Origin of the sequence: Streptomyces sp. NPDC051909, assembly GCF_040681095.1 — a bacterium.
Classification (GTDB): domain Bacteria; phylum Actinomycetota; class Actinomycetes; order Streptomycetales; family Streptomycetaceae; genus Streptomyces.
This window is the reverse complement of record NZ_JBFAYA010000027.1, coordinates 30,180-52,414: the sequence shown is the minus strand read 5'-3', so window position 1 is coordinate 52,414 and position 22,235 is coordinate 30,180. Positions and strand designations below refer to the sequence as shown.

The 22,235-nt window shown below is 71.1% G+C and carries 21 protein-coding genes and 3 pseudogenes; 12 read left to right on the top strand and 12 right to left on the bottom strand.

What is annotated here, in order from left to right; all coding sequences use genetic code 11:
* Positions 1–22 precede the first annotated feature (22 nt).
* Together AB0M18_RS30900 and AB0M18_RS30895 are read right to left on the bottom strand one after the other, a co-directional pair.
* A complete protein-coding gene (locus AB0M18_RS30900; RefSeq protein WP_365763826.1) occupies positions 23–2,353 on the bottom strand; it encodes a RiPP maturation radical SAM C-methyltransferase in 2,331 nt (776 codons plus the stop codon).
* Between the two features lie 844 nt (positions 2,354–3,197).
* Positions 3,198–4,181: a hypothetical protein gene (locus tag AB0M18_RS30895; protein ID WP_365763824.1), complete on the bottom strand. Its 984-nt coding sequence runs from the start codon at positions 4,179–4,181 to the stop codon at positions 3,198–3,200.
* Positions 4,182–4,563: 382 nt separating this feature from the next.
* Here AB0M18_RS30895 and AB0M18_RS30890 point away from each other — a divergent pair.
* The 3 genes and pseudogenes from AB0M18_RS30890 to AB0M18_RS30880 form a co-directional block, all read left to right on the top strand.
* Positions 4,564–4,845, top strand: a pseudogene (locus tag AB0M18_RS30890) (transposase family protein); the annotation flags it as partial.
* A gap of 235 nt (positions 4,846–5,080) precedes the next feature.
* Entirely contained in the window at positions 5,081–5,923 is an 843-nt protein-coding gene (locus AB0M18_RS30885; protein ID WP_365763822.1) for an SMP-30/gluconolactonase/LRE family protein, read from the top strand.
* Between the two features lie 36 nt (positions 5,924–5,959).
* Positions 5,960–6,479, top strand: a pseudogene (locus AB0M18_RS30880) (transposase family protein); the annotation flags it as partial.
* Positions 6,480–6,538: 59 nt separating this feature from the next.
* Here AB0M18_RS30880 and AB0M18_RS30875 read toward each other — a convergent pair.
* Complete coding sequence (locus AB0M18_RS30875; RefSeq protein ID WP_365763820.1) at positions 6,539–6,964, bottom strand: DUF4267 domain-containing protein; 426 nt, start codon at positions 6,962–6,964, stop codon at positions 6,539–6,541.
* Between the two features lie 114 nt (positions 6,965–7,078).
* Positions 7,079–7,525 (bottom strand): DUF1772 domain-containing protein, encoded by a 447-nt coding sequence (locus AB0M18_RS30870; protein ID WP_365763818.1) that lies wholly within the window; start codon positions 7,523–7,525, stop codon positions 7,079–7,081.
* Between the two features lie 97 nt (positions 7,526–7,622).
* Between AB0M18_RS30870 and AB0M18_RS30865 the strand changes: the two genes are divergently transcribed.
* Together AB0M18_RS30865 and AB0M18_RS30860 are read left to right on the top strand one after the other, a co-directional pair.
* On the top strand, positions 7,623–8,201 hold the full coding sequence (locus AB0M18_RS30865) for a TetR/AcrR family transcriptional regulator (RefSeq protein ID WP_365763816.1): 579 nt from the start codon (positions 7,623–7,625) through the stop codon (positions 8,199–8,201).
* A gap of 210 nt (positions 8,202–8,411) precedes the next feature.
* Complete coding sequence (locus tag AB0M18_RS30860) at positions 8,412–9,008, top strand: hypothetical protein (protein ID WP_365763814.1); 597 nt, start codon at positions 8,412–8,414, stop codon at positions 9,006–9,008.
* Positions 9,009–9,190: 182 nt separating this feature from the next.
* On the opposite strand, the gene AB0M18_RS30855 is transcribed toward AB0M18_RS30860, so the two are convergent.
* Positions 9,191–9,676, bottom strand: a complete 486-nt coding sequence (locus AB0M18_RS30855) for a DUF308 domain-containing protein (protein ID WP_365763812.1) — start codon at positions 9,674–9,676, stop codon at positions 9,191–9,193.
* Between the two features lie 118 nt (positions 9,677–9,794).
* On the opposite strand from AB0M18_RS30855, the gene AB0M18_RS30850 reads away from it, so the two are divergent.
* The 3 genes from AB0M18_RS30850 to AB0M18_RS30840 all read left to right on the top strand — a co-directional run bounded on the left by AB0M18_RS30850 (position 9,795) and on the right by AB0M18_RS30840 (position 11,685).
* On the top strand, positions 9,795–10,724 hold the full coding sequence (locus tag AB0M18_RS30850) for a histidine kinase dimerization/phosphoacceptor domain-containing protein (protein ID WP_365763810.1): 930 nt from the start codon (positions 9,795–9,797) through the stop codon (positions 10,722–10,724).
* Between the two features lie 299 nt (positions 10,725–11,023).
* The gene (locus tag AB0M18_RS30845; RefSeq protein ID WP_365763808.1) at positions 11,024–11,266 is read left to right on the top strand and encodes a response regulator; all 243 of its coding nucleotides are present in this window, start codon (positions 11,024–11,026) and stop codon (positions 11,264–11,266) included.
* Positions 11,263–11,685, top strand: coding sequence for a response regulator transcription factor (locus AB0M18_RS30840; protein WP_365763806.1), 423 nt, complete (start codon positions 11,263–11,265; stop codon positions 11,683–11,685). Before AB0M18_RS30845 ends, AB0M18_RS30840 begins: the two co-directional genes overlap by 4 nt.
* Positions 11,686–11,851: 166 nt before the next feature.
* Here AB0M18_RS30840 and AB0M18_RS30835 read toward each other — a convergent pair whose 3' ends face one another.
* A complete protein-coding gene (locus tag AB0M18_RS30835; protein ID WP_365763804.1) occupies positions 11,852–13,987 on the bottom strand; it encodes a hypothetical protein in 2,136 nt (711 codons plus the stop codon).
* Positions 13,988–14,131: 144 nt separating this feature from the next.
* On the opposite strand from AB0M18_RS30835, the gene AB0M18_RS30830 reads away from it, so the two are divergent.
* The 3 genes from AB0M18_RS30830 to AB0M18_RS30820 all read left to right on the top strand — a co-directional run bounded on the left by AB0M18_RS30830 (position 14,132) and on the right by AB0M18_RS30820 (position 17,135).
* Positions 14,132–14,497 (top strand): MerR family transcriptional regulator, encoded by a 366-nt coding sequence (locus AB0M18_RS30830; protein ID WP_365763802.1) that lies wholly within the window; start codon positions 14,132–14,134, stop codon positions 14,495–14,497.
* Between the two features lie 46 nt (positions 14,498–14,543).
* Complete coding sequence (locus tag AB0M18_RS30825; protein WP_365763800.1) at positions 14,544–15,560, top strand: NADPH:quinone oxidoreductase family protein; 1,017 nt, start codon at positions 14,544–14,546, stop codon at positions 15,558–15,560.
* Between the two features lie 312 nt (positions 15,561–15,872).
* Positions 15,873–17,135: a phytase gene (locus tag AB0M18_RS30820; protein WP_365763871.1), complete on the top strand. Its 1,263-nt coding sequence runs from the start codon at positions 15,873–15,875 to the stop codon at positions 17,133–17,135.
* A gap of 126 nt (positions 17,136–17,261) precedes the next feature.
* On the opposite strand, the gene AB0M18_RS30815 is transcribed toward AB0M18_RS30820, so the two are convergent.
* The 5 genes and pseudogenes from AB0M18_RS30815 to AB0M18_RS30795 form a co-directional block, all read right to left on the bottom strand.
* Positions 17,262–17,894: a DUF6000 family protein gene (locus tag AB0M18_RS30815; protein WP_365763798.1), complete on the bottom strand. Its 633-nt coding sequence runs from the start codon at positions 17,892–17,894 to the stop codon at positions 17,262–17,264.
* Between the two features lie 3 nt (positions 17,895–17,897).
* Entirely contained in the window at positions 17,898–18,629 is a 732-nt protein-coding gene (locus tag AB0M18_RS30810) for a HEAT repeat domain-containing protein (protein WP_365763796.1), read from the bottom strand.
* Positions 18,626–19,006, bottom strand: coding sequence for a CPCC family cysteine-rich protein (locus AB0M18_RS30805; protein WP_365763794.1), 381 nt, complete (start codon positions 19,004–19,006; stop codon positions 18,626–18,628). Before AB0M18_RS30805 ends, AB0M18_RS30810 begins: the two co-directional genes overlap by 4 nt.
* Positions 19,007–19,174: 168 nt before the next feature.
* A pseudogene (locus AB0M18_RS30800) lies at positions 19,175–19,620 on the bottom strand (oxidoreductase); the annotation flags it as partial.
* A 195-nt stretch (positions 19,621–19,815) separates the two neighbouring features.
* Positions 19,816–20,148: a hypothetical protein gene (locus AB0M18_RS30795; protein WP_365763792.1), complete on the bottom strand. Its 333-nt coding sequence runs from the start codon at positions 20,146–20,148 to the stop codon at positions 19,816–19,818.
* Positions 20,149–20,252: 104 nt separating this feature from the next.
* Between AB0M18_RS30795 and AB0M18_RS30790 the strand changes: the two genes are divergently transcribed.
* Positions 20,253–21,140 (top strand): alpha/beta hydrolase, encoded by an 888-nt coding sequence (locus AB0M18_RS30790; RefSeq protein ID WP_365763790.1) that lies wholly within the window; start codon positions 20,253–20,255, stop codon positions 21,138–21,140.
* Here the strand turns inward: AB0M18_RS30790 and AB0M18_RS30785 are convergent.
* Positions 21,128–21,844 carry a hypothetical protein gene (locus AB0M18_RS30785; protein WP_365763788.1) on the bottom strand — a complete coding sequence of 239 codons (717 nt, stop codon included), beginning with the start codon at positions 21,842–21,844 and terminating at the stop codon, positions 21,128–21,130. The two genes, AB0M18_RS30790 and AB0M18_RS30785, sit on opposite strands and share 13 nt — an antisense overlap.
* Positions 21,845–22,235: the final 391 nt, after the last annotated feature.

Here is a 22,235-nt window from a genome sequence, read left to right as displayed (position 1 = left end):
TGGTCGTGGGAACGGAGATCGACTAAGTCAGCACTGCTGTCCGGGCGTCGAGAGGAGCCTCGGGCGCCGTCCCGGGCCCGGCCCCCGTCGCCGCCCCGAGCTCGGCCGCTGTCGGCTCGGGATGCCGCTCTGCCGTCCGGCTTGCGCAGACCGCAATGGCGAGAATCTTCCCGTCGATGCGGATCACCAGGCCGTCCGACAGCCACTGTTCGACCAGCCCCGCAATCCCGCTCGCCCCGCCGAGCGCCTCGAACGCGCCGGGGTCCTCGTCCCGGAACTTCTCGGCGAGCAGCCTCTCCGCCGAACCGGCATCGAGGTGCCGGTACAGCGCGCTCGCGGCCCGGCTGAGGGGATGCCGGACGGGTGGGCTCCCGACGTCGCGGTGATCGACGACGACACCCTCCCCGTCGGGACGTTCGACGAACTCCAGGCGCGCGCCCGCCCGATTGGTCCGCCGCCACTCCACGACCGCCGCCTCCACCTCCGAGGTGTCCACGGGCTCGCCCAACGACGGGTCCAGCGTGAAGTCGTGGAGATAGACGAGCTGGTCCAGGTCCGCCTTGTCGATGGGGAAGGCGTAGGCGAACATCCGGTGCGCTCCCTCCCACCGCACGCCGTGGACCTCCGGCTGCTCGAAATACGGGCTGAAGCGGTGCAGCTGGAACCTGCCGCCCCCGGAGGGTGGCTGGAGGTGCGTGAGTTTGGGAATGAGCTCCGCCATCCGCGCGTAGGACGCCTGGCTCTCCCCCGGAAGACCGAACAGCAGGTTCCAGCCGCAGTAGATGCCCAGCTCATGGCACCACTTGAGCAGCTGAATGTTCTGGTACGGCTTGACCCCCTTGCGCATCAGCGCCAGGAGGTCGGCGTCGAGGCTCTCGATGCCCGGCTGTACCCAGCGGACTCCCGCCGCTGCGAGCGTCTCCAGCTCGCTGCGCCGCATGTTCGCCTTGATCTCGTAGAAGAACATCCAGTCGTGGCCGCGCGCGACGATCTCGGGGAGGAGGGTCCGCAGGTACTCCCGGGGCATGATGAGGTCCATGGAGTAGAAGCGCCCTACGCCGTAGCGCTTCTGGAGGCTCTCCAACTGCGTCAGGACCACGTCCGCATCCCAGGCGCGGAAATCCATGATGTCGTGGAGGCCGCAGAACGTGCACTGCACCTTTTGCCCGTACCAGCAGCCGCGACTGCTCTCGAAGGGCAGCCACGGGTTCATCTTCTCCGTCAGCCCGAGGCGCTCGAGCCGGTGGAAGTAGGCGTCGTAGCCCAGGTCCAGCTTCCGGCTGCCCGCCACCACCAGCTCCGCGGCGGGCGCGGTCACCACCTCACCGTCTGCGGTCCGATGGCTTACTCCCGCCAGCCCGCTCAGCGAGCGCCCGTCGCGGAACCGCCGGACCAGTTCGCCCAGCACCTGCTCACCCTCGACGTGCACGACCGCGTCGACGTACGGGCAGATCCGCATGATCGTGCTGCCCATGGGGCCCGCGCACTGCGACCCGCCGAACACGATGCGCAGTGAGGGGAACGCGTGCTTGAGCCGCCGCGCGAACGCCATCGAGGCACCGAGCTGGGAGATCGTCAGCGAGAAGCCGACCACGTCGTACGCGGACCAGTCGACCTCGTCGACGAGGTCGTCCAGGTATTCCTCGGTGACGGGTGCGAGCGCGGCCAGGACCGTGTCGGCTAGTTCCGGCCACGGGAAGCCGACGCCCAGCGGGCGCTGTTCCAGCATGCCCGTGAGGTGGTCGCCCTGCTCGGGTCCGTAGTAGTGCCGGGAGAAGATCCACTCTGGCAGGTGGCCGAGCAGGTTGCCCAGGACGTTGTAGAGGTTGAGTCCGATGCGTGCCGCGTAGTCCACGTACACCTCGTGGACGTCGGACGCGACGCCTTCCTGCCGCAGCGCCGACGCGAGCGTCGCCAGCTGGATCGACGGCAGGGTGGGTGACATCCACGGCAACGAGACCAGCGCCACCCGGGCGCCGGCGGTGTCCGTCCCCCGTGTCTGCGCCTCCCGGGCCGCCAGCCCGGGGAAGTCGACGCGCTGGCCTGGGAGGCTGCCGGATCCCGCGATGAGCCGGTCGACCTCCTGGAGGAAGCATCTGGCCAGACGTCGGTGCTCGCGCTCCAGCTCCTCAGGCCCGAGAGAAGTCATGTTCGCGATCACCGCGGCCCCCAGCCCGCCGGCCGCTGTCGGCTGCGCGGCACCGCGGTCCCTTGGTGTCGGGGGTAGCGGGCTCTTCTCCGCGCGCCTGGACTTCTCCGCGCGCCTGGACTTCTCCGCGTCGGCCCGGGTGAAGAGCAGGCGCAGCAGCTGAAGCCGTACGGGGTCGGACCGGTCCGGGCCCAAGCCGTCCACCACAGGATCCTCTCGAACAACCACGGCCCCATACTGGCCGGTTGTCCACCACCGACAGCCCCGGCCCGCCAGGGACGCGCCGACGCTCACCCGAGCGGACCAAGGGCCGCGTCCGGCACACCTGCCGGGCGCGGCCTGACCCTGAGGGTGGAACACGTTTCGACACCGGCGGCGGCAGAGGGGTCGGGAGAGGGAGCGAAGTACGCCGGGTGTGGGAGGAGGTTCTGGCCGACGTCACCGGCCGTGACCTCGCCACCCGCGCCGAGGTGGCGCGGCAGCTCGTCCACGGTGCAGCGGGACCGACGACCTGCTCGAACCGGCAGCTGACGTCCGTTCCCCAGATCGGCCGCTATCCCCGATGCTGGGATCCGCCCATGGCCGTGGATCAGGCAACACGTACATGACGGTGGAGGCCGGCACCCCGTATGAGGCGTGCGCGCGGACTCTCAGCAGCAGACGGCAGCACGCCGTCACGCACAAGAAGCGTCCCGTGCGGCCGACTCCATGGCAGCCTCCATGGCGGCCTCCGAACGGAGTTGGCCTTACGCGGCACAGGCGGCCGCAGGTGAGGTGGAGTCCGCTCTGGACCTGGTGACTCGGCACCGGCGGCCGGACAGCATGCGCGCTCGTGCCGCGTGGCGGAAGGCCGACCGGGTCGCGCGCATCGCCGTCGCCACGGAACTCGCGACGCTCGCACCCGACGTCTCCGCCGAACTGATCCGGCCCGTGTCAGGGGACTTCTTACCTCGCTCGTCGAAACATGAAGGGTCGTCAGTGCCCTGATCCACGCAGGCCGGTCGGGTGAAAGCGCGCAGAGAACAGAGAAGGATCGCAGCCCTGCCGTTCACCGAGACGGATCGGGATCACGCCCGCACGCCGTACGCTGCCGACGCCTCCGCCAGTCCCTCCAGGCCGCCGTCCTCCCCTGCGCCCTCACCCACGCGGGATATCCAGAGCACCCGGGCCGGCAGGCCGGTGGCAGCGTACGCGGCGAGCCGGTGGTGGCCGTCAAGCACCACGCCGAGGAGCCACCGCTCCTCGTCCCGGGCCTCCACGTACCGGTCGTCGACCCAGCCGAGGACCAGGGCGGCGGGCCTCTCCCCCGCCGCCACGGCGGCCGCGTGTCGGGCGAGGGCTGTAGCGTCGAGTGCCTCTGGTGGTTGCGAGGGCAGCAGGGCGCCGTACGTGGACTCTCGGCCAGCCAGCGCTGCAAGTGCGGTACGGCTGCGCTGTCGCCCATGAGCTCCAGGGCGACGGTGAACGCGGCGTGTTCGAGCCCGGTCACCTCCGACAGCCGTTCGGCGATCGGCACCGTCCACTCGCGTGCACCAAGCCGGCCCAGCGCCACCGCCGCACGCCCGCGCGGGGCGGCGGGGTCCGCGAGGAGAGCGCCGAGGCGCGGCGCGAAGGACTGGTCGCCGGACAGACCCATGGCGTCGACGAGCTCGGGGGCGGGAGGGCTGCCGACACCGGCATCGCCCCCGTCGGACAGCGGGCCTTGCTGCGCGTAGGCGTGCAGCGGTCCGGGCGGCAGCCTCAGCCCGCGCCCCACGGCGGTCCTCAGCAGGTCCTGGCGTTCGTCGGCCGCGAAGGCGGGCTCGGCGAACAGACGCAGCAGCGCCTCGTCGCCCGCATCACCGAGGTCGCGCAGCAGCCAGGTGAGGTACCGGCCGAAGGCGGCCCGGTCGGCGTCCGACCGGTACAGCTCCTCGGCCGCCTCGGCGAGACGGCTGGGCCGGTCGGTGTTCAGCGCGCACAGCTCGGTCCACGGATCGTCGGCGCGCAGGGCGGCGCGCAGGCGTGTCCGCGTGGTGTCGTAATCCCCCATGCAGGCAGTATCCGGTACGCCGCGGCTGACTGGCAGCGCGGGTCGCACGCCCGGCGGCGACCGGGGCCCGGGCTGTTGGCGTTCCAGGAGAGCCGGATCGGGCCACGGCCGTGGCAGGTGGCCTGCCCTGCGGGGAAGGCGGCGCTCTCAAAGCTCATCCGACCGCCTCATTCCTGCCAGGTACACACCAAGGGGCGTTACCCTGCGAGCCATGTCATGCGCGCAGTATCAGTGGCCCAGATCGCAGCAATGCCCTGGCGACGCAGGGCTGTTGGAGTGCCACGGGAGTGGGCATCGGGCCCCGGTAGACCTGCGTGAGGGCCTTTGCTTGTCCCGGACTGCTCTGAGCCCCGACGGCCCGGCGCCGAGGACGGCAGCGCCCTCAGGGTCACCCGCCGCCGTCGGCTAGACCCGTACGATCGCCGACGGCGGCTACCCGGGAACCAGACTCGTCATCCCGCGCCGCCGCGAACGCGGTCAGAGCGAACTCCCGGCCTGGGAAGAGGAACACAACAAGTCCCACAAGCAGGTCCGGGCCCGCGTCCAGCCCGCCTTCGCCCGCACGAAGACCTGGAAGATCCTCCGCGACTGCCGCCTCCGGGGCGACGGCATCCACCGCTCCGCACTCGGCATCGCAAGGACGCACAAACTCGCCCTCGCCGGACAGACCAGCGGGCCACACTGCGGCCAGCCAGATCCGAGGCGGCTCGCAGATCAGTTACGGGACAGCCCTCAGCCGACGAGGCGAGCGAGCGTGGGTTCTCGTCAAGTGCGCCGCATGTCGTGCCGAGGGCGACACTCATCCGGCGGGCCGTCACCGTCCTCGGCGCCGTACGACGCTAGCGTCGTACGGGCACCGGATCACCGGCCAGACCGTGGTCAGAAGGGAAGCATCCGAGATGAGCAAGCCCCGAGTTCTCCTCGCCGGCCGCGGACTGGTCGAGGCGCCGCGCTGGCACGACGGCCGACTGTATTTCTCCGACTGGTCGGCCGGAGAGGTCCTCGCCGTCGACCTCGCGGGCACGAGCGAGGTCATCGCGCGGGTCAAATCGCTGCCCCTGTGCAGCGCCTGGCTCCCGGACGGTCGCCTGCTCATCGTCTCCTCAGCGGACGGCCGACTGCTCGTGCGGGACGCCGACGGGTCTCTGTCCACCTACGCCGACCTCGGCAAGCCCGGCTGGAACGACATCGTGGTGGACGGCCGCGGGAACGCGTACGTGAACCGGGTCGGCTACAACCCGATGGCCGGAGAGGAGTTCCGGCCCGGTTCGGTCACGCTGGTCACAGCGGACGGGACCGTGCGCGAGGCCGCGAGCGGCTTCGCGTTCCCCAACGGCATGGCGGTGACCCCTGACGGCTCGACGCTCATCGTGGCGGATTCCCACCGCAGCGAACTCGTGGCGTTCGCCATCGGCGCCGACGGCAGTCTGTCCGGGCGGCGGGTGTGGGCGGCCCTGCACGACGCAGCCCCGGACGGCATCTGCGCCGACGCCAAGGGGACGGTGTGGTACGCCGACGTGCCGAACCGACGGTGCGTGCGGGTCGCGGAGGGCGGCTCGATCCTGCAGACAGTCGCCCTGGACCGCGGCGCCTTCGCCTGCGTCCTGGGCGGGCCCGAGCGAACGACCCTGTTCGTGACGGCCGCCGAGTGGCGGGGCATGGGCGTCGACGAACTGGTCGCGCCGGGATCCGGACAGGTGCTGGCCGTCGAGGTCGAAGTGCCGGGGGCGGGATGGCCGTGACCGGACGCCAAAACACGCCCGGGCACCGCCCAGCCCCCCCGCTCCTTCGGCACGTGGGTGGCAGAGCTGCGGCACGAGGGGGCTGACGCGGTTCGCAGAAGTCAGCTGTGGAGCCTGCCGCTGGAGGATCGGATGCTTCTTGGTCACGGCCTCCTGGCGTACCAACTTGACGTTACGACAGCGCGCCCCACCGTTCGGCGTCTCGAAGTCCACAGCCAACTGCATCGTCAGCCACTTCGGCCCCCTGATCGCGCTCGAACCCCGCAGGCGATTCCGCAAGAGCACCGTCCTCATTGTGGACGGCACCTTGGCCCCCACTCACGACCACGTGGTGGCCGAGCAGTCGAAGAACCACCGCTGCTCCACCAACCATCTGGTCGTCTTCGACGCCGACACCCGGCGCGTGGTCGTGGTCGGACGGCCGTTGCCCGGCAACCGCAACGACTGCAAGGCGTGGGCACTGTCCGGAGCCAAGGACGCCGTCGGCCGCACCACCGTGATCGCTGACGGCGGCTACCGGGGCACCGGCCTGGTCATCGCGCACCGCCGTGATCGTGCGCCTCGCTCTTCCCGGAAGGTGCTGACCGGCCGGATGCCGACCCAGGTCACGTGGCGTCAGGCGGGCTGCGGGGCGGGGGTCGCCGGAGCGGTCGCGGGATTGCGGGTCTCGTGCGTGATCAGCAGGCCGTTGACCACCATCAGTGTCGCGGTCAGGCAGTGGACGCCGAGCGCGGTGGCCACGGAGCCGTGGTGGGCCAGTACGTTGGCCATGTCGCCGTACGCGGCGAGGGCCTCCACGAGCAACGCCCAGCCCAGCGCCCTGCGGTGACCTGTCACCAGCAGGATGCCCAGGACCAGGGCCATCACGACGTCGCGGATTCCCTTGACGACCAGGAAACCGCCGCCGTCGCCGGACGGCCGGCTCGGCAGGCCGTAGCCCGGCGCCATCGTCTCCGGGCTCAGGATGTATCCCGTCCCGAACCAGAGGACGAAGAGGATGAAGACGGCGGCCAGGACGGTGTTGAGCTTCTTCAGTGACATGGTTCTTCTCCTTGAGGGTCCTCGCCGGATGGGTGTGCTTGATGGGGCTTGCCGAGTCGTGTGGAGGGGAGTTGGGAATGGTTGCGTCGCCGGGCGCCGCGCCGGCCCGCGCGTTCAGGTGAGGGCGGTGACGAGGAGGGTGAAGGCGGCGATGATGACGGTGACGCGGGCGTAGTGGTAGCGGTCCCAGCGGTTCATCTGCTGCTTCCAGTCGGCGGGGCGGTTGTCGGGGGTCCAGGTCTTGCCTCGGTTGTTGATCGGGACAAGAAGGAGGACCGACATGATCACGCTGACGATCAGCAGGCCGGCGGCGATGACGACGAGGCCGGTGCCGGCCTGATGCCATCCGGTGACGGCCCAGGCGGCGGTGAGGGCGAGTGAGCCGATGTACCAGAAGGGCATCAGGGCGCCGAGCATGCGGCCGCCGTGGGCTCGGCCGAGTTGGCCGGCGTCTTCGGGGAGGGCGTCGAGGATGCGGTTGACGACGAAGGCGACGGAGAACTCGACTCCGACCATGAGGCCGACGGTGACGGTGGTGAAGACCTCGAGTGCGGTGAGCATGACGGCCCCTCCAGGAATGGCGCGCTAGCGGCGCTAGATGATGAGGCAACGCTAGTACTGCTGCCGCTTGATTGTCTAGCGGTGCTAGGATCGAGTCATGTCGGTACAGGAACGCAAAGCACGCGAACGCGCGGACCGCGAGCGCCTCATCGTGGCCACCGCCCGCGAACTCGCCGAGCAGCAGGGCTGGGACGCGGTCACCACCCGCCGGCTCGCCGAGCGCATCGAATACAGCCAGCCCGTCCTCTACAGCCACTTCCGCGGCAAGCGCGAGATCATCGGCGCCGTCGCCCTCCAGGGCGCCGCCGAGCTCGCCGCGGCGGTGCGCGCCGCGACCTCCGCCGCCGACGGCCCGCTGGCCCGGGTCGCCGCCCTCGCCCACGCCTACCTCGACTTCGCCGAGCGCAACCCGGCGGTCTACGACGCCCTGTTCCAGCTCGACGGCGGTCTGCCGTACGCACAGGACGACACCCCCGAGCCGCTGAAGGACGCCTTCGCCGCGCTGCTCGAAACCCTCGAAGAGGTCGCCGGAGACGACGTCCACCCGGGCCTTTTCACCGAGACGTTCTGGGCCGCCCTGCACGGCCTGGCCGCCCTCACCCGGGCCCGACGACTCCCCCCGGAACACACCGCACAGAGGGTGGAACTGCTCGTCGGCCGCCTCGCCATCGTCTGACGTCCGCCCGGTCGCACACGGCCGAGGACCTCGGCTCCCCCGCCGCCGAGTAGCCCCGCCATCGCGCGGAGCAGGCGCTTGACACCCGGTTGCTCCACTCCGAGCGGGTGCACATGCCAGTCGTAGGCCGCGGTCTGCGCGGTGGGGCGTCCGTCCGCGTTCGGCGGAGGCGGCTGCTGGGCGGTCAGCGCGTCTCAGTACGGTTCCGCCATGAAAGACGCGCGTGACCAACAGGGGGCCGACGGCCGGCAGGGCAGCGAGCAGGCCGCCGTACCCGACCCCGCCATGACCGAGGGAGCCCCGCCCGCGGCGGCCGTGTTCGCGTGCGCCGCCTGCGGTGCTGCGCTGACCGGTCCGCTGAGACCCCTGGCGGCGGTGCCCGAGGCTCCCTACCACCCGTGGTGGGAGGCCGAGGAAATGGGGCCGTCGCCGGCCACCGTGCCGTCGGGCTGCTACGCGATAGAGACAGAGCCGTACGGCCCGCCCCTCGTCGTCGCCGACGCGCCCGGCTCTGTGATGCCACGCCACGGGACTCGCTACAACATCGACGGGCAGCCGCTGGTCTCCCAGGGGCCACGAGGCAACATCGTCGTCAACCCGGATGACTCCCGTGGACTGACGACGCGACACTCCTCCGCCGCCTGCTGCGGGGCCACTCCAGACGGGGGACTGAACCAGGCCTGCGCCTGCGGAACACTGGTCGCGACGCTCAGCTCCGACTGCTGCCTGCCCTATGAGCTGCATCTCTCACCCGACCACGTCCGGGTCCTGCCGTCCCACCCGCCCAGCCCCGACCTGACCGCGTGAGCCCGCACACCTCGACTTCAGCGCAGCCTCAACTCGCCGACGAGCCGGCGGAACACCGGCCAGCCCCACAGGCGCAGAAGGCAGCGCACCTCCGCGCCCGTACGAATCAGGACCGGGGGACCGTCCCCAGGCACGCAAGGAGCCAGGCGAGCGCTCCGCCCGACAGGAGCGCAACCGCTGGATCAGCCTCGCGAAGACGTCGTGGCGCCGGGAGTGGTCGTGGCGCCGACGGCGACGGTCAACGCTGTTCGCGTCGACCGCGGATGCTCAGGGCGATGGCGGAGACGAGGAACCAGAAGGCACCGAAGGCCGAGTATCCGGTCGACGGCGGTCAGGCTGCCGGTCGCCGAGGCGGACATGGCAGCGAAGGAGGCACCGGCGAGGACGGACAGTCCGCCGCTGATGGCCATGGGCCACTGGGCGCCGACGGTGCGTCGGCGCCGGATCGCCACGATGAGCTGGATCGCTCCGGAAAGCAGGGCCCAGATCCCGAATACGAGCAGGGCCGTCCCGATGGTGGCGAACGCGGCGGCGATCATTCCGGCGGTGGTGGCGAGGCCGAGGGCCACGTTGGTGGCACCGACGCGGTCCATGGGGGCGGTGCCGGCGATGCGACGCTCGAGGAGCGTGACGATGGCGTCCCACAGGGGATAGATCACGAGCAGCACGGCCGCGATCGCTGTGGGCCGGTCTCCTGACGCGACCGGGCCGGCCGTCTACATCATTCGAAGTGCACGACCGCAGCACATGTGGCCGAGAATCAGCCCATGGTCAAGGCGCAGAACAATGTGGACGGGCCCGCAGCACAATGAGGACGGGCCCGCAGCGCCCCTGTGGGTCCGCCGCCCCGAGGCTCTGCACCTGGTCGCCTATGCGATGGCCGCGCTGGTGTTCACCGGCCAGATCGTGGCAGTGATCCTGCGAGGCTCGGACGGGCCGACAGCCCTGTCCGTACTCCTCGCCGGTGGCGGTGTCGCCCTCTCCTGGTGGAGGCCGTGGGCGGGACTGGTCGTGGCGAGCGCGGCGTCCTTCGCCGTCACGACGGTCGGCCACGATCCCCTGTCGGTGTGGATGATGGCGGTGCTCGTACTGTTCTCGGTCACCCTCCGGGGAAAGCAGCCGCTTGCCGGAATCGGCATCGTGGCGGCGTTCTTCCTTGGGGCGTTCATGACGCTGGGAGGATTCCGGGGCGGCGCGATCGTGGGAGCCGCCGCACTCTTCTCGGCCATAGCCGGAGGTACGACAGGAGCCGCGCTGCGCATCCACCGAGAGCACTGGCTCACCCTGGAGGAACGGGCCGAGAGCGCCATCGCCACCCGTGAGATCGAAGCCATCCGACGAGTCGCCGAGGAACGGCTCCGTATCGCCCGGGATCTGCACGACGTCATCGGACACCAGGTCGCGATGCTCAGCATGTATCTCGGTGCCGCGGAGATCGGGCTGCCCGAGGACGCCGATTCCTCCCGGCAGGCGCTCGTATCGGCCAGGTCGAGCGCCCGCACCGTCGTCGTCGAGACGCAACGGATCCTCGCGCTCATCCGCCTCGGAGACGAGATCTCCGGCGACGAGGCGCTCCGGCCGACCCCGGCGCTCAGCGGCCTGGAAGGCCTTGTCGCCTCCTTCGAGAGCATCGGGCTCGACATCCGGCCCTCTATCGACATCCCCGCCGGTTTCGTCGAGCCCAGCGTCGGCGTGACGGTCTACCGGGTCCTCTAGGAAGCGCTCACCAACACCTACCGGCATGGAGAGGGGGCGGCAACGGTGGATGTACGCGAGCGCGACGGCAGGATCTGCGTCACCGTGGAGAACCGAATCGGACATTCACCGCGCGGCTCAGGATCCGGCGCTGGATCGCGCTCCGGCTCCGGCTCCGGCTCCGGCAGCGGTCTCGGACTCGGACTCGGACTCGTGGGGATACGCGAACGCGTCGAGTCCTCCAACGGGCAGCCGACGATCGACAGTGACGACGGCCGATTCCGGGTCCATGCGGAGTTCAGCCCCCTGGGAGCCGCCGTATGACGACGCGGATTCTGATCGTCGACGACCAGGCCGAGATGAGGGCCGGCATCAAAGCGATGCTCCGGCTCGACCCCGGTCTCGTAGTCGCGGGTGATCTCTCCGACGGACTCCAGGTCGCACCCTCCCTCCGGGACCACCCCGTCGACCTGGTCCTGATGGACATCCGGATGCCAGGCATCGACGTGTCGAAGCCACCCGCCGGATCCGCAAGGAGCACCCACCCGAGAAGACACGGGTGATCGTGCTGACCACCTTCGACCAGGACGACATCGTTCTCGCCGCCCTTCGCGCGGGCGCCAACGGTTTCCTGAGCAAGCCCGTGAGCCCCGCCGAACTCGTCGCCGGAATCACCGAGGTCGTCGGCGGTGGCGGTGCGTTGTCGGCCACCGCGACGGCCGCGCTCATCGGTCACATGACCGACAGTCCGCCCCCGGTGATCGACCAGGAGCTGCTGCGACGCTTCGACGCCCTGACACCCAGGGAGCGGGACGTGGTCGTTCTCGTCGCCGGCGGTCTCGGCAACGACGAGATCGCGGCCCGGATGTCCGTGTCACCGTTCACCGTGAAGACGCATGCGGTACGGGCCATGAGCAAGGTCGGCGCACGTGACCGAGCTCAACTCGTCTCGTTCGCCTTCCGAGCCGACCTCTACCCCTGAGCCCGCCCGGCCCCCGCAGAACCCCGAAACAGGTGGCTGCCGTAGCGATGCCGATCACCTGCGCCCGATTGTCCCGGCCTCCGAACAGGTCGGACCGCCTGCGGATCGGCCCCACCCGCAGGCAGGCCCGAGGAGCGCTGGGCCCGTCGGTGGGCCGGGCCAGCGCTCACCGGCGTCCGCTTGTGAGCAGCGACCTGGCGCGGTGCCGGAAGGCTTCGTCCTGGCGGATGATGCGGTCTTCGACTCCCGAGCGGACCACCCGGGCGTCGCCGTCGGCGAGGACTTCGAGCCGGCGCAGTTGATCGCTGTTCAGGGCGGCGGCTCCGAGGGCTTCCAAGGCATCACAGGCGCCGGTCGGATCGGCCTCCGTTTCGGCGGACGTCAGGGCGGCCGAGGCGAGCGCGGCGTGGTCCAGAGCGGCAGGGTCCGCCACGGCTACGAGGGCCAGTACCGCGGCCGGCGCCTGCACCGGATCGTCGAGGGCCGCCTCCAGCCTGGCGGTGAGCGGACGGCCGGCCGGGCCGAGCAGCGCGGTCACCCGGGCGGCCCTCGCCACGGACCAACGGGCCCACTGGCTCTGTGCGGCGCGGTCGAAGACCGACGCGAGGACGGCCACCACCGGTTCCGGGTCCCCCGTGACACGCCACAGGGCTTCGGCGAGGGCCGTGTCCGTGTCCAGAGCGGGCGTGGTGTCCTGGCCCGGGTCGCTGAGCGCCCCACGCAGAAGTGGTGCCAGGGCCGCTCCGCGGGGACCGAGCATGGCAGCGATACCGACGGCGTCGCGCAGGTCTCGGCCGCCGCGACCGAGTTCCTGTTCGAGGCACCGCAGCAGCGGCGCGGGATCGTCCGCGAGGTCGTACAGGGCCTTCGCCGCCGGGAGGACTCCTCGTCGGGCCGCCTCCCGCAGTGCGGTGACGGCGAGGTCGCGGTCCGACGGAGCGCAGCCGGCCGCGACGGAGACGAGGGCGCGGGAGGCCTGACCAGGATGGTGTGGGAGCGCCGCGCACAGCTCGGGCAGCGCAGCCGCCGCATCCGGGCCCCACCCGGCCAACAGGCTGGTCAGCTGCCATGGTTGGTTGCCGCCGAGGTCCGTGGGCCGGGAGAGGCGGGAGCGGACGGCGTCGAGGAGCTCACTGTCGTACGGGAAGGGGGCGCTCGACGCGAGCCCTCGCCCGGCGGCCGCGTCGAGGGCACGCGGTCGGCGCCCGAGGCCCGCCGCGAGGAGCGGGGCCGCCTGTGTGGGCGCGACCCGTACGAGCGCGGCCAGCGCACGGTCGGCGTGGTCGTCCTCCCGGTCCGGGTTCCGTGCGGCAAGCGGGGCGAGCACGTCCGCGGCCGGTGCGGCAGCACTGCCCAACCGGCCGAGAAGGGACGCCATACCGAGTACGGATGGCTCGTCGAGAGCTGCCGCGCGCAAGCCCTCCACCAACTGCCGCGGGGCACTTCGCGAGAGCATGCAGGCGCGGTCGGCCGCCCAGGCGCCTTCGGCCCGGACCTCGGCCCGGCCGTCGCGCAGGGCCGCGTCGATCAGGGCGAAGGCCGCCTCGCGCTCCGGCCCGGCGTCCCGTTCCAGGAGGGCTTCGACGACGGCCGCCAGCGGCTCGCCGCGTTCGAGGTCGGACTCGGAGCGCAAGGAGTCGGCGGGCAGGAGCGACAGCGTTGTCGACTGCAGGGCCTCCGTCCACGCAGCGCCCCCGTCGAGACAGGCGAAGACCGCGGCCAGCCGCACCACGGCGGGCTGGGACGGGTCCAGGACGGAGGCCCCCTCAACCGCTCCGCGCTGCGGATCGAGCCGCGCGATCCCGGACAGGACCTCCGCCCGGACGGCGGGCTCGGGCTCCTCCAACCATCGGGCGCACAGCGCGGGCAGGGCGGTGTCCGCGACGCGGGTGTGCGAGACCGCCCAGGCGGCGGTCCGGCGGACGACCGGCGCGGTATCGGCCAGCAACGGCAGAAGCAGCACCAACTGCCCAGCCACGGCCGCCCGCACGGCACCGGGCGCCACACCGTACTCGTCCTCGCTCTCCGCCATGTCGCCGAGGAGCCCCAGGACGTCAGCCGTACGATGGCCGGCTATCGCGATCCTGGCGAGGAAGGGCACCGCTTCCGCGCTGGCGGCGTAGACCGTTCCCTGATGCAGCACGCTCCCGTACAGCTCCGACAGTGCTTCGTCCGCCGCAGCCGCGTCCGTACCGGTCAGGGCCCGAAGCAGGTCGGGAACGTCCTCCGCGCTGCCGTACGCGTGGGAGAAGGAGGCCCAGGAAATGGCGTCCAAGTCGTCGAGCGGGTGTGCGAGATCCATGTGGAACATGGTGCCAGCCACCCCTGACATCGCATCGCCATGAATCCACCGGCCCCGAGGCGCACCAGCCACAGCGTCTGTGCCGGCCTGGGCCGTGTGGCGAGTGCTGGAAGATCGCTGTGTTCCTGTGCGTTGTGTCCGAGTATGAAGATCGGCGACGCTTCCAGAGTCAGTGGTGTGAGTGCGAGATCGTTACGGCACTACGAGGACGAGGGCCTGATCGTCCCCGGCCGTTCCGGCAACGGTTTCCGCGACTATTGCCAGTCCACGATCGACCAGGTGCTCGTCATCCGCACGCTGCTGGAGTCCGGACTGCCCGTGCGGTTGATCAGGGAAGTTCTGCCCCGCCTCACTGACGGATCCGACGCCGGCACGGATGGGGTGTGCTCGGAGTTCCTGAATGAGGTGCAGAACCACCGCGATCGGCTCGCCGCTCGCATCGCCGTTCTCAGCGCTCAGCAGGCGGCACTCGACACCTACCTGCGAGAGGCCCGCGATGCTGGCCGCTGACCGCCGCTTGACGTTGACGCAAGTGTCAGGGTCCTACGGTCGGTGCATGGAGATCAACGCGCGGCGGCACACCGCCCGGCAGACGATACGAGCACTGGTCCAGCAGTCCCTCAGGGGGCCGGAGGATCTGACCCTCACGACCGATCACCGCCGCCCCACCCCGGGGCCCGGCGAGTACCTGATCCGCGTGGGCGCCGCCGGGGTCAACTTCGCTGACGTCATGCAGACCCACGGCACGTACGGAGGGGGTCCGCGGGCACCTTACGTGGCGGGCTTCGAGGCCGCCGGCGAGATCGTGGAGGCCGGCCCGGAGGTCGAGCGTCCGCTGCCGCCCGGCACACACGTCGTCGGCGCCGGGCCAGGAGCCTTCGCGCAGTACATGACGATGCTGGCCGCGGGTGTGCTTCCGGTGCCGTCCGGCTGGAGCGACGCCCAGGCCCTCGGCCTGGTGCTGAACTGGGCCACCGCCCTGGCGGCCCTGAAGCCGCTGGGCGAGATCAAGACGGGTGAGGTGATGCTCATCCATGCAGCGGCCGGAGGTGTGGGGCAGGCCGCCGTCCGCCTCGCCCGCCACTACGGTGCGCGCGTGATCGCCACGGCGTCACCGGCGAAGCACGACACCGTCAAGGCCCTCGGCGCCGACGAGGTCCTGGACAGCCGACGCCCCGACCTGGCCTCGGAGATCAGCCGGCTGACCGGCGGTGTCGATCTGGTCCTGGAATCAGTGGGCCGGGCCACGTTCCAGACCAGCCTGTCGGTCACCAAACCCTTCACCGGACGCATCGTCGTGTTCGGCGCCGCGTCCGGCGACGCCACCCTGACCACGCACGACCTGGTCTTCACCCACCAGGTCCAGGTCAAGGGTCTGCACATCGGTGCGCTGGCGACCGCAGCCCCTGCCCTGTACCAGTCGTTGCTCGTCGAGCTCCAGGCCCTCATCGCCCGCGGCGTATACCCGCCCGGAACCCCCCAGGTTCACCCCCTGGCCGAGGGGGCGACGGTGCTGCAGCAACTCGAAGCGGGCCAGACCCGCGGCAAGCACGCCCTCGATCCCTGGCGCTAGGCCGAGTCCGGAGAGTCCTTGAGCCGGAGCCGGAGCCGGAGCCGGAGTCGGAGTCGGAGGCAGGCGAGGGCACCGTGTGCGCCAAGTCGACGAGTGGAGGCTGCTGTTCACTCCCACCACACCCGAGATGCGCTGTCCGGCACATCGTTCATCTCGTGTACACGTCAGATCGGGGTCGCCGGTAGTCGCGTGGCTGCTGTGCCGACACGAAGGGGGGTCACGCTCTCGCACGACCACCCCCTTCCAGAGGAGATTCGCGTGAATCGCTCCACGATCGTCCGGTCGACCGTGCTCACCGTGACCACGGCCCTCATGGCGGCGGCCCTGGCCGTGCCGGCCGAGGCAGAGGGCCGCCACCGTCTCTCCGGCGGTTCGCTGCCGGCCGTCACGCCCCGCGCGGAGACGCCGGTGCTGCACGACGACGAGGAGGGTGGCAACGCCGACGCGGACGACCCCGCCATCTGGCGCAACGCAGCGGCCCCCGGTCGCAGCCTCGTGGTCGCCACCGCCAAGGAGGGCGGTCTGCGTGTCTACGACCTGGAGGCGCGACTGGTGCAGTCGATAGCCGCGCCGCCCGCCGTGGGCGAGGACGAAGCTCCGGGCCGGTTCAACAACGTGGATCTCGTCCACGGGCTGCGGCTCTCCTCAGGGAGGGCCGACCTCGCCGTCACCAGTGACCGGGGCCACGACCGGCTGCGCTTCTACCGCATCGACCGCGACCGCCCCGGCGGCCCGCTGACCGACATCACCGACCCCGCCGCGCCGCCCGTCTTCTCCCGGGACCAGGCCGAGATCAACGACCAGCAGACCGCCTACGGCCTGGCGACCTGGACGGACCCGGCCACCGGGAAGGCCTACGCCCTGGTCAGCCGCCGCGAGCGCACCGGCATCGCCCTCCTGGAGCTGCTGCCGACCGCGAGCGGCGACGTCACCTACCGCAAGCTCCGCACCCTGGACCTGCCCTCGGCCTTCCGGCTGCCCGACGGCACCTCGTGGTCCCCGTGCGGCGAGCCCGGCGAACTGCCGCAGGTCGAGGGCATGGTCGTCGACCCGGCCAACGGCATCCTGTACGCCGGTCAGGAGGACGTCGGCATCTGGCGCATGCGCGCCGACCTCACCGGCACGCCGAAGCTGATCGACAAGGTCCGCGAGTACGGCGTCCCCGGTGTCTACGACCAGGAGACCGAGGAGTGCACGCCGGGCGCCGACCCCGGCTACGGCGGTACGAGGCTCACGGCGGACGTTGAGGGTCTGACGCTGCTCACCGAGCCCGACGGCGACGGCTACCTCCTCGCCTCCAGCCAGGGTGACAACACCTTCGCCGCCTACGACCGCGAGCTCGAGGACGCCAACGAGTACGAGGGCGGCTTCCGGGTCATCCCCGCGAGCGGCACCCTCGACGGCTCGGAGGAGTGCGACGGCGCCGCGGTCCTGAACGCGCCGCTCGGCGCCACGTACCCGAACGGTCTCCTCGTCGTCCAGGACGGACACGACTCCCCCGGCGACGGCGATCGGCCCGCGACCGACTTCAAGTTCGTCGACCTCGGCAAGGTGAAGGACGCCCTCGACGACTGACCCACACACCCGGCAGGCCCCGGCGCCCCAGGCCGTGCGGCCGGAAGGCCGGCTGGGCCTGGTGACACTCCTGCCAGGCGTCTGATCCGGCGGCGGTCTACTGGCTTGTAAGGCGACCGCTCCCCGCTAGGCGCGGGACCAATGGTTGGCGAAGTCGCACTGGAGGTCTGTCCAGCGGCGCTGTTCGGCGGGGGTGTAAGCGGGGTGGTCGTGGAGGTGAGTCAGGGCGTTGACCCACTGGTCCCAGAGGCCGTCGGGCTGGGTGAAGAGGTCGGCATGACGGGTGCCGAGGTGGGCGTCGAGGCGGAGGAGAGCGCCGAGGGCTGCGGGCTGGTCGTAGCGGAGGTCGGTGCGGGGGAGATAGCGGTTCAGGTAGGAGGTGAGGATCTCGGCGTCCGCGTGGGCGCCGAAGCGGGCCAGGGCGAAGCAGTAGGCGCTGCCGGAGAAGCAGACCTCGCTGGCCAGGAGCAGGTCGCCGATGCGTTCGCGGAACGTGACGCGTCGGCCTACGCCGATCAGCCAGGCGGCGGTGAGGCGTGAGCGCCACTCGTAGCCGAGGAGGGCGTTCAGTTCGGCATCGGTGATCGTGGCCGAGTCGTCGATGAGGTGATGGGCGAAACGTTCGGCGTGAGGCCACTCGGGCCGCAGGAATCGACCACTATTCAGGACGAGGTAGCGCGCGTGGCCGGAGTCCTTCCTTGCCGCGTAGCGCTCGATCACATAGCCGTAGCCGATCTCCTCAGGGTGCTGGAACGGCATTGGTCACCTCTCCGGATACAGGTCGGTACGGTCGATCCAGGTGGGGGCGACGAAGATGTCGTCGCCGGCGGGGGCTTCGGAGGCTTCCAGCAGGGACCAGGCGCGGGACTCCTCGACCAGGTGCTCCCCGGGCGCGGTCCAGTCGAGTTCCCAGTCCAGGCCGGTGCCGGAGACGCCGTACGTGCGGCCGGTGTCCACCCGCCAGAACTGGGAGTAGAGGATCACCTGGGCGTGGTCGGCCAGGTCGTTGATGATCTCGGTGAAGTGGGTCGAGGGCCAGCGAGGGGCGCCGTCTGCGGTGGTGGCCCGTAGGCGAGCGGTGAGCGGCGGGACGACGGGGGTGCGGGCGCCGAGTTCGGTCAGGGCCCAGCGGATGCCTTCCGGCTCGCTCCAGTCCGGTGGCGTCGCCCGATCCAGGCAGGCGCGATAGGCGCGGCGCACGGGCTCGACCGCGCCGTCGATCTTCAGGCCCGCCAGGGCCATCGCCGCCCATTCCCGGACGGTGGAGTCGTCGTTGCCCAGGAGGGCGATCAGGGCGGGGCCGCAGCGCGGGTCTGCCACCTCTTCGAAGACCTCGATGGCGGTCAGCTGACCGAAGCCGCCGAGGGAGGGCAGTCCATCGATGATGGCGGGGACGGCGGCGTAGCCGATGCCAATGAGTTCTGCGCGAGCGTCGTACGACGGGCCGGTCGAGTCATCGAGCTGCTGGATGAGTCTCTCGATGTGAGTGGTCATGGGTGATCCCGCCGCCAGAAGGTGGGGAGCCACCAGCAGAGCACCGAGTGGTCGTCGGGCCACGGGGCGCGGTCCTCGGCCGCCCAGTCCTCGAAGGAGTCCCGTGTCGGATCGATGGGGCGCCAGGCGGGGTCGAGCGGCTCGTCCTCGGCCGGGGGACGCACGAAGCGTCGGCCGTGCTGGTCGCAGGCGCCGAACTCCTGGTAGTTCTGCTGGGCTTCGATCAGGGAGACCTTGTTCGCCCCGCCGTCCATGGTCGGCCAGCGGAACTGGACCCCGTCGTCCTCCCAGAAGCAGACGGGGCAGATCTCGAACGAGCCGGGCATCTCGTCCAGGACGAGGTGCCCGCAGCAGGGACAGGGGAGGCGGCGACTCATCTGCGCAGTCTCGTTGACCTGCTTCCTCCCGCGCCATGTATTTCCGGGCCGGGCCGGTTGCGGGCCGCCGGGGTGGTGATCACGGTGGCGCGGTCGGCCTCGCTGGCGAATTCGTCGATGTACAGCAGCTCTTCCGCGAGCCCGCACCTGGATGGGAGGGCGGGTTCATCAGGTGATCGGAGTGGCGCCGGTCGCCGCGAGGGACAAGTCCCAGGGCCGGGCGGCGGCGTCGGGGGCGATGGCGTACGCGCGGACGCCTCCGTCGTCCATGGGCTCTCAGGGGCGGAGACGCGTGTGACGTCGCAGTCCTCCAGGTAGAGCCCGCCGAGTCCGTCGAGGAGGGGCGACGTGGCTGCCCACAAGCCGGTGGCGGCGCCCTGGGAGGGGGTCTTGAAGCCGGCGCCGATCACGTGGCCCTGCGCGTCCACCCATCGGCGGTCCATCTGCTCCTGGAGACTCATCTCCCGCTGGAGACCTGTGATGATCCTGCCGGGGTGGAGCGCGAACGCCCGGACGTCGTGGTCGCGTCCGAGGGCGTCGAGGTGGACGGCGAACAGGGCGTTGGCGGTCTTGGCCTGGCCGTAGGCCAGCCGCTTGTCATAGCCGGTGCGGAAGCCCTGCCGCTTGTGGAGGTGGAAGGCGATTGACGGGGCAAGGTCGTTGGCAAGCTGCCGACGACAGGCTCCACAGCCGGACCTAGCGAACCGGGTCCGTGTCCTCGCGCCCTAACAGAAAGATCAGCTTGCCGAACTGCCGTGGGCCGTCCGGGGGGGGGCTCCGACGCCGTGGTCGCACCTGTCACCGGGGGATCATTCCCTTGCTTCCGGCTCTCCTTGCTCGAAGGCGACGCGGCAGCGTTCGACCTGGTCGGCCACCTGCTCCATGAACCAGCACATGATCTCGTAGGGCACCACACGCTCGTCAGGGCTGTAGACGCGGACGGTCGGTTCCAGGTTCGGGTCCTCGTCCGGGACGAGGGCCGCCAGGAAGGCAGTGCCGGGCAAGTGGGACGCCTCGGCATCGGAGTTGGCCGGCGCAGGCCGGGCTTCGCTCAGCTCCACGGCCCACGCATCGTCAGGCAAGGCGTAGTGGAACAGGACCGCGTAGTGACGGCCCGCATGTTCTCGCAGCTCCCAAGGCATGCCGGCAGGCTGCCACAGCCGCCGCGTCGGACGCTCGCAGGTATTCCGTTCCACCTGTGCGCATACCGGTCGGTGTCTGCCGGACGACCCTTAGGCTCGCCTTCATGACGAAGGCTGTACGCACCGACGACGGGCGCGTCCTCGTGGCCGAGGAATGGGGGGACCCGGCGGGGAGTCCGGTGCTGCTCCTGCACGGGACGCCGGGTACCCGCCTCGGCACCGCCCTGCCCGGAGTCGCCGGCCAGTGCCCCGGTGTCCGGTTCCTCTCCTACGACCGTCCCGGGTACGGAGACTCCACCCGCCGGCCGGACCGCCGCGTCGCCGACGCGGCCCGGGACGCGGCCACGGTCGCCGACGCCTTCGGAGTGGAGCGGTTCGCGGTCGTCGGGCGCTCCGGCGGGGCTCCGCACGCGCTCGCCTGTGCGGCCATGCTGCCCGGCCGTGTCCGGGCGGCCGCCGTCCTGGTGGGGCTCGCCCCGCCGGACGCGGCCGGCCTGGAGTGGCACGCCGGAATGACCCCGTTCAACGTGCGCGAGTACGGGATGGCCCGCGCCCACCTGGACGGGCGCGATCCGGGCGGGCTGGAGCGGGACCTCGCCGACCGCGCCGCCGTCGTCCGGCAGGACCCGGAGCGGCTGATCGAGGATCTGCGCGCCGAACTCTCCCCGTACGACCTGCCGGTCGTCGACGACCCTCGGGTCCGCACGGTACTGCTGCGCACCTACCGCGAGGCGCTCCGGGTTTCGCACCACGGCTGGCTCGACGACTGCCTGGCCTTCGTCCGCCCGTGGGGATTCGACGTGTCGGCCGTCGAGATACCCGTCCTGCTGTGGCACGGCCTCGACGACGCCTTCTCCCCCGTGGCGCACACCCGGTGGCTGGCGGCCCACATCCCGGGCGCCGAGCCCGTCCTCGTACCCGGCGCGGGGCACTTCGCCGCCCAGTACGCCCTGCCGGAGGTGCTGCACTGGCTGGAGGGTCAGGACGCCTGACGCTGGTACGCCGTCGACCGGGCGCCCTTCAGGGCGTCCAGGACCCGCTCGTGGCTGTCGCCGACCACGTCGACCACGCGAACCCTGAGGTGCAGGGCCTCGACCTCGTCGACGAAGCGCTGGGAGAAGGCGCCGAGCATCGTCGTCTCGTAGCTGCCGGTGCCCACCAGCGGGAAGTTGCCCATGGCGACGAGCTGGAAGTCCTCGCCCACGGTCAGACCGGCGCCGGTCAGTACCGCCGCCGCCCCCTGGACGTCCGTCCACGGTGCGTGCGCCGCGTCCCCCGGTTCCGCGCCCCGCAGCACGACCTGGCATTCGTACTCCTCGACGACCACCGTGTGCGATCCGCCGTTGAGCAGTCCGACCTGCCACTCGGGCACGCCGCCCCGCAGGTGTCCGGACTTCCAGTCGGCGCGCCAGCCGAGGTGGGGCCGCACGGTACGGGCGTACTGGGCGCGGGCGAGCACCGAGCCGGCAGCGACCGCGAGGAGGCTGCCCAGCGGCTCCATGTCGAGTATCTGGAGCCGCCACGGCCACTCGGCGCGTGCCGCAGCCGACATGTTGCCGCGGACGATCTCCCAGGCCAGCACCACCGTGAGCAGGACGAGCATCACGATGGGCGCGGTGAAGAGCAACGGGCTGCGCCGCACCCGCCGTTGGGCGTCCGGTACAACCGCCGTCCGAGCACGTCTGAACCTGCCCACCGCACCCACTCCCCCCGAGGACCGTCATCCTCTCCCCATCGTGCCTCATGGCCAAAGGGGCGGACCAGAGGCTTTCGACCGGCCGTCGGTCCGCCCGCCCCCGACGCGCGCAGCAGAGGCCGGTTCTTCACGACGCGTGCTCTGGGGACGGCCTTGACGGCGCGGAACAGGCCTGCACCGGCACGGTCGCGAACCCGGCGCTCCGGGGCCGGTACGCAGGGCCGCTGCGCGGGATCGGGCGCCATCGGCCCCTTTCGGGGCGCCCCGCGCCGTTGCCGCCGTCCCGTCCCGGCCTTGCAGCATTCGCGTGATGGGACGGGCCGGTCGATGCCAGGTCCCCGCTTTCGGAGTATCGCTGCGCGGGTCTCGTACGCTGGATGCCCGCAGCATT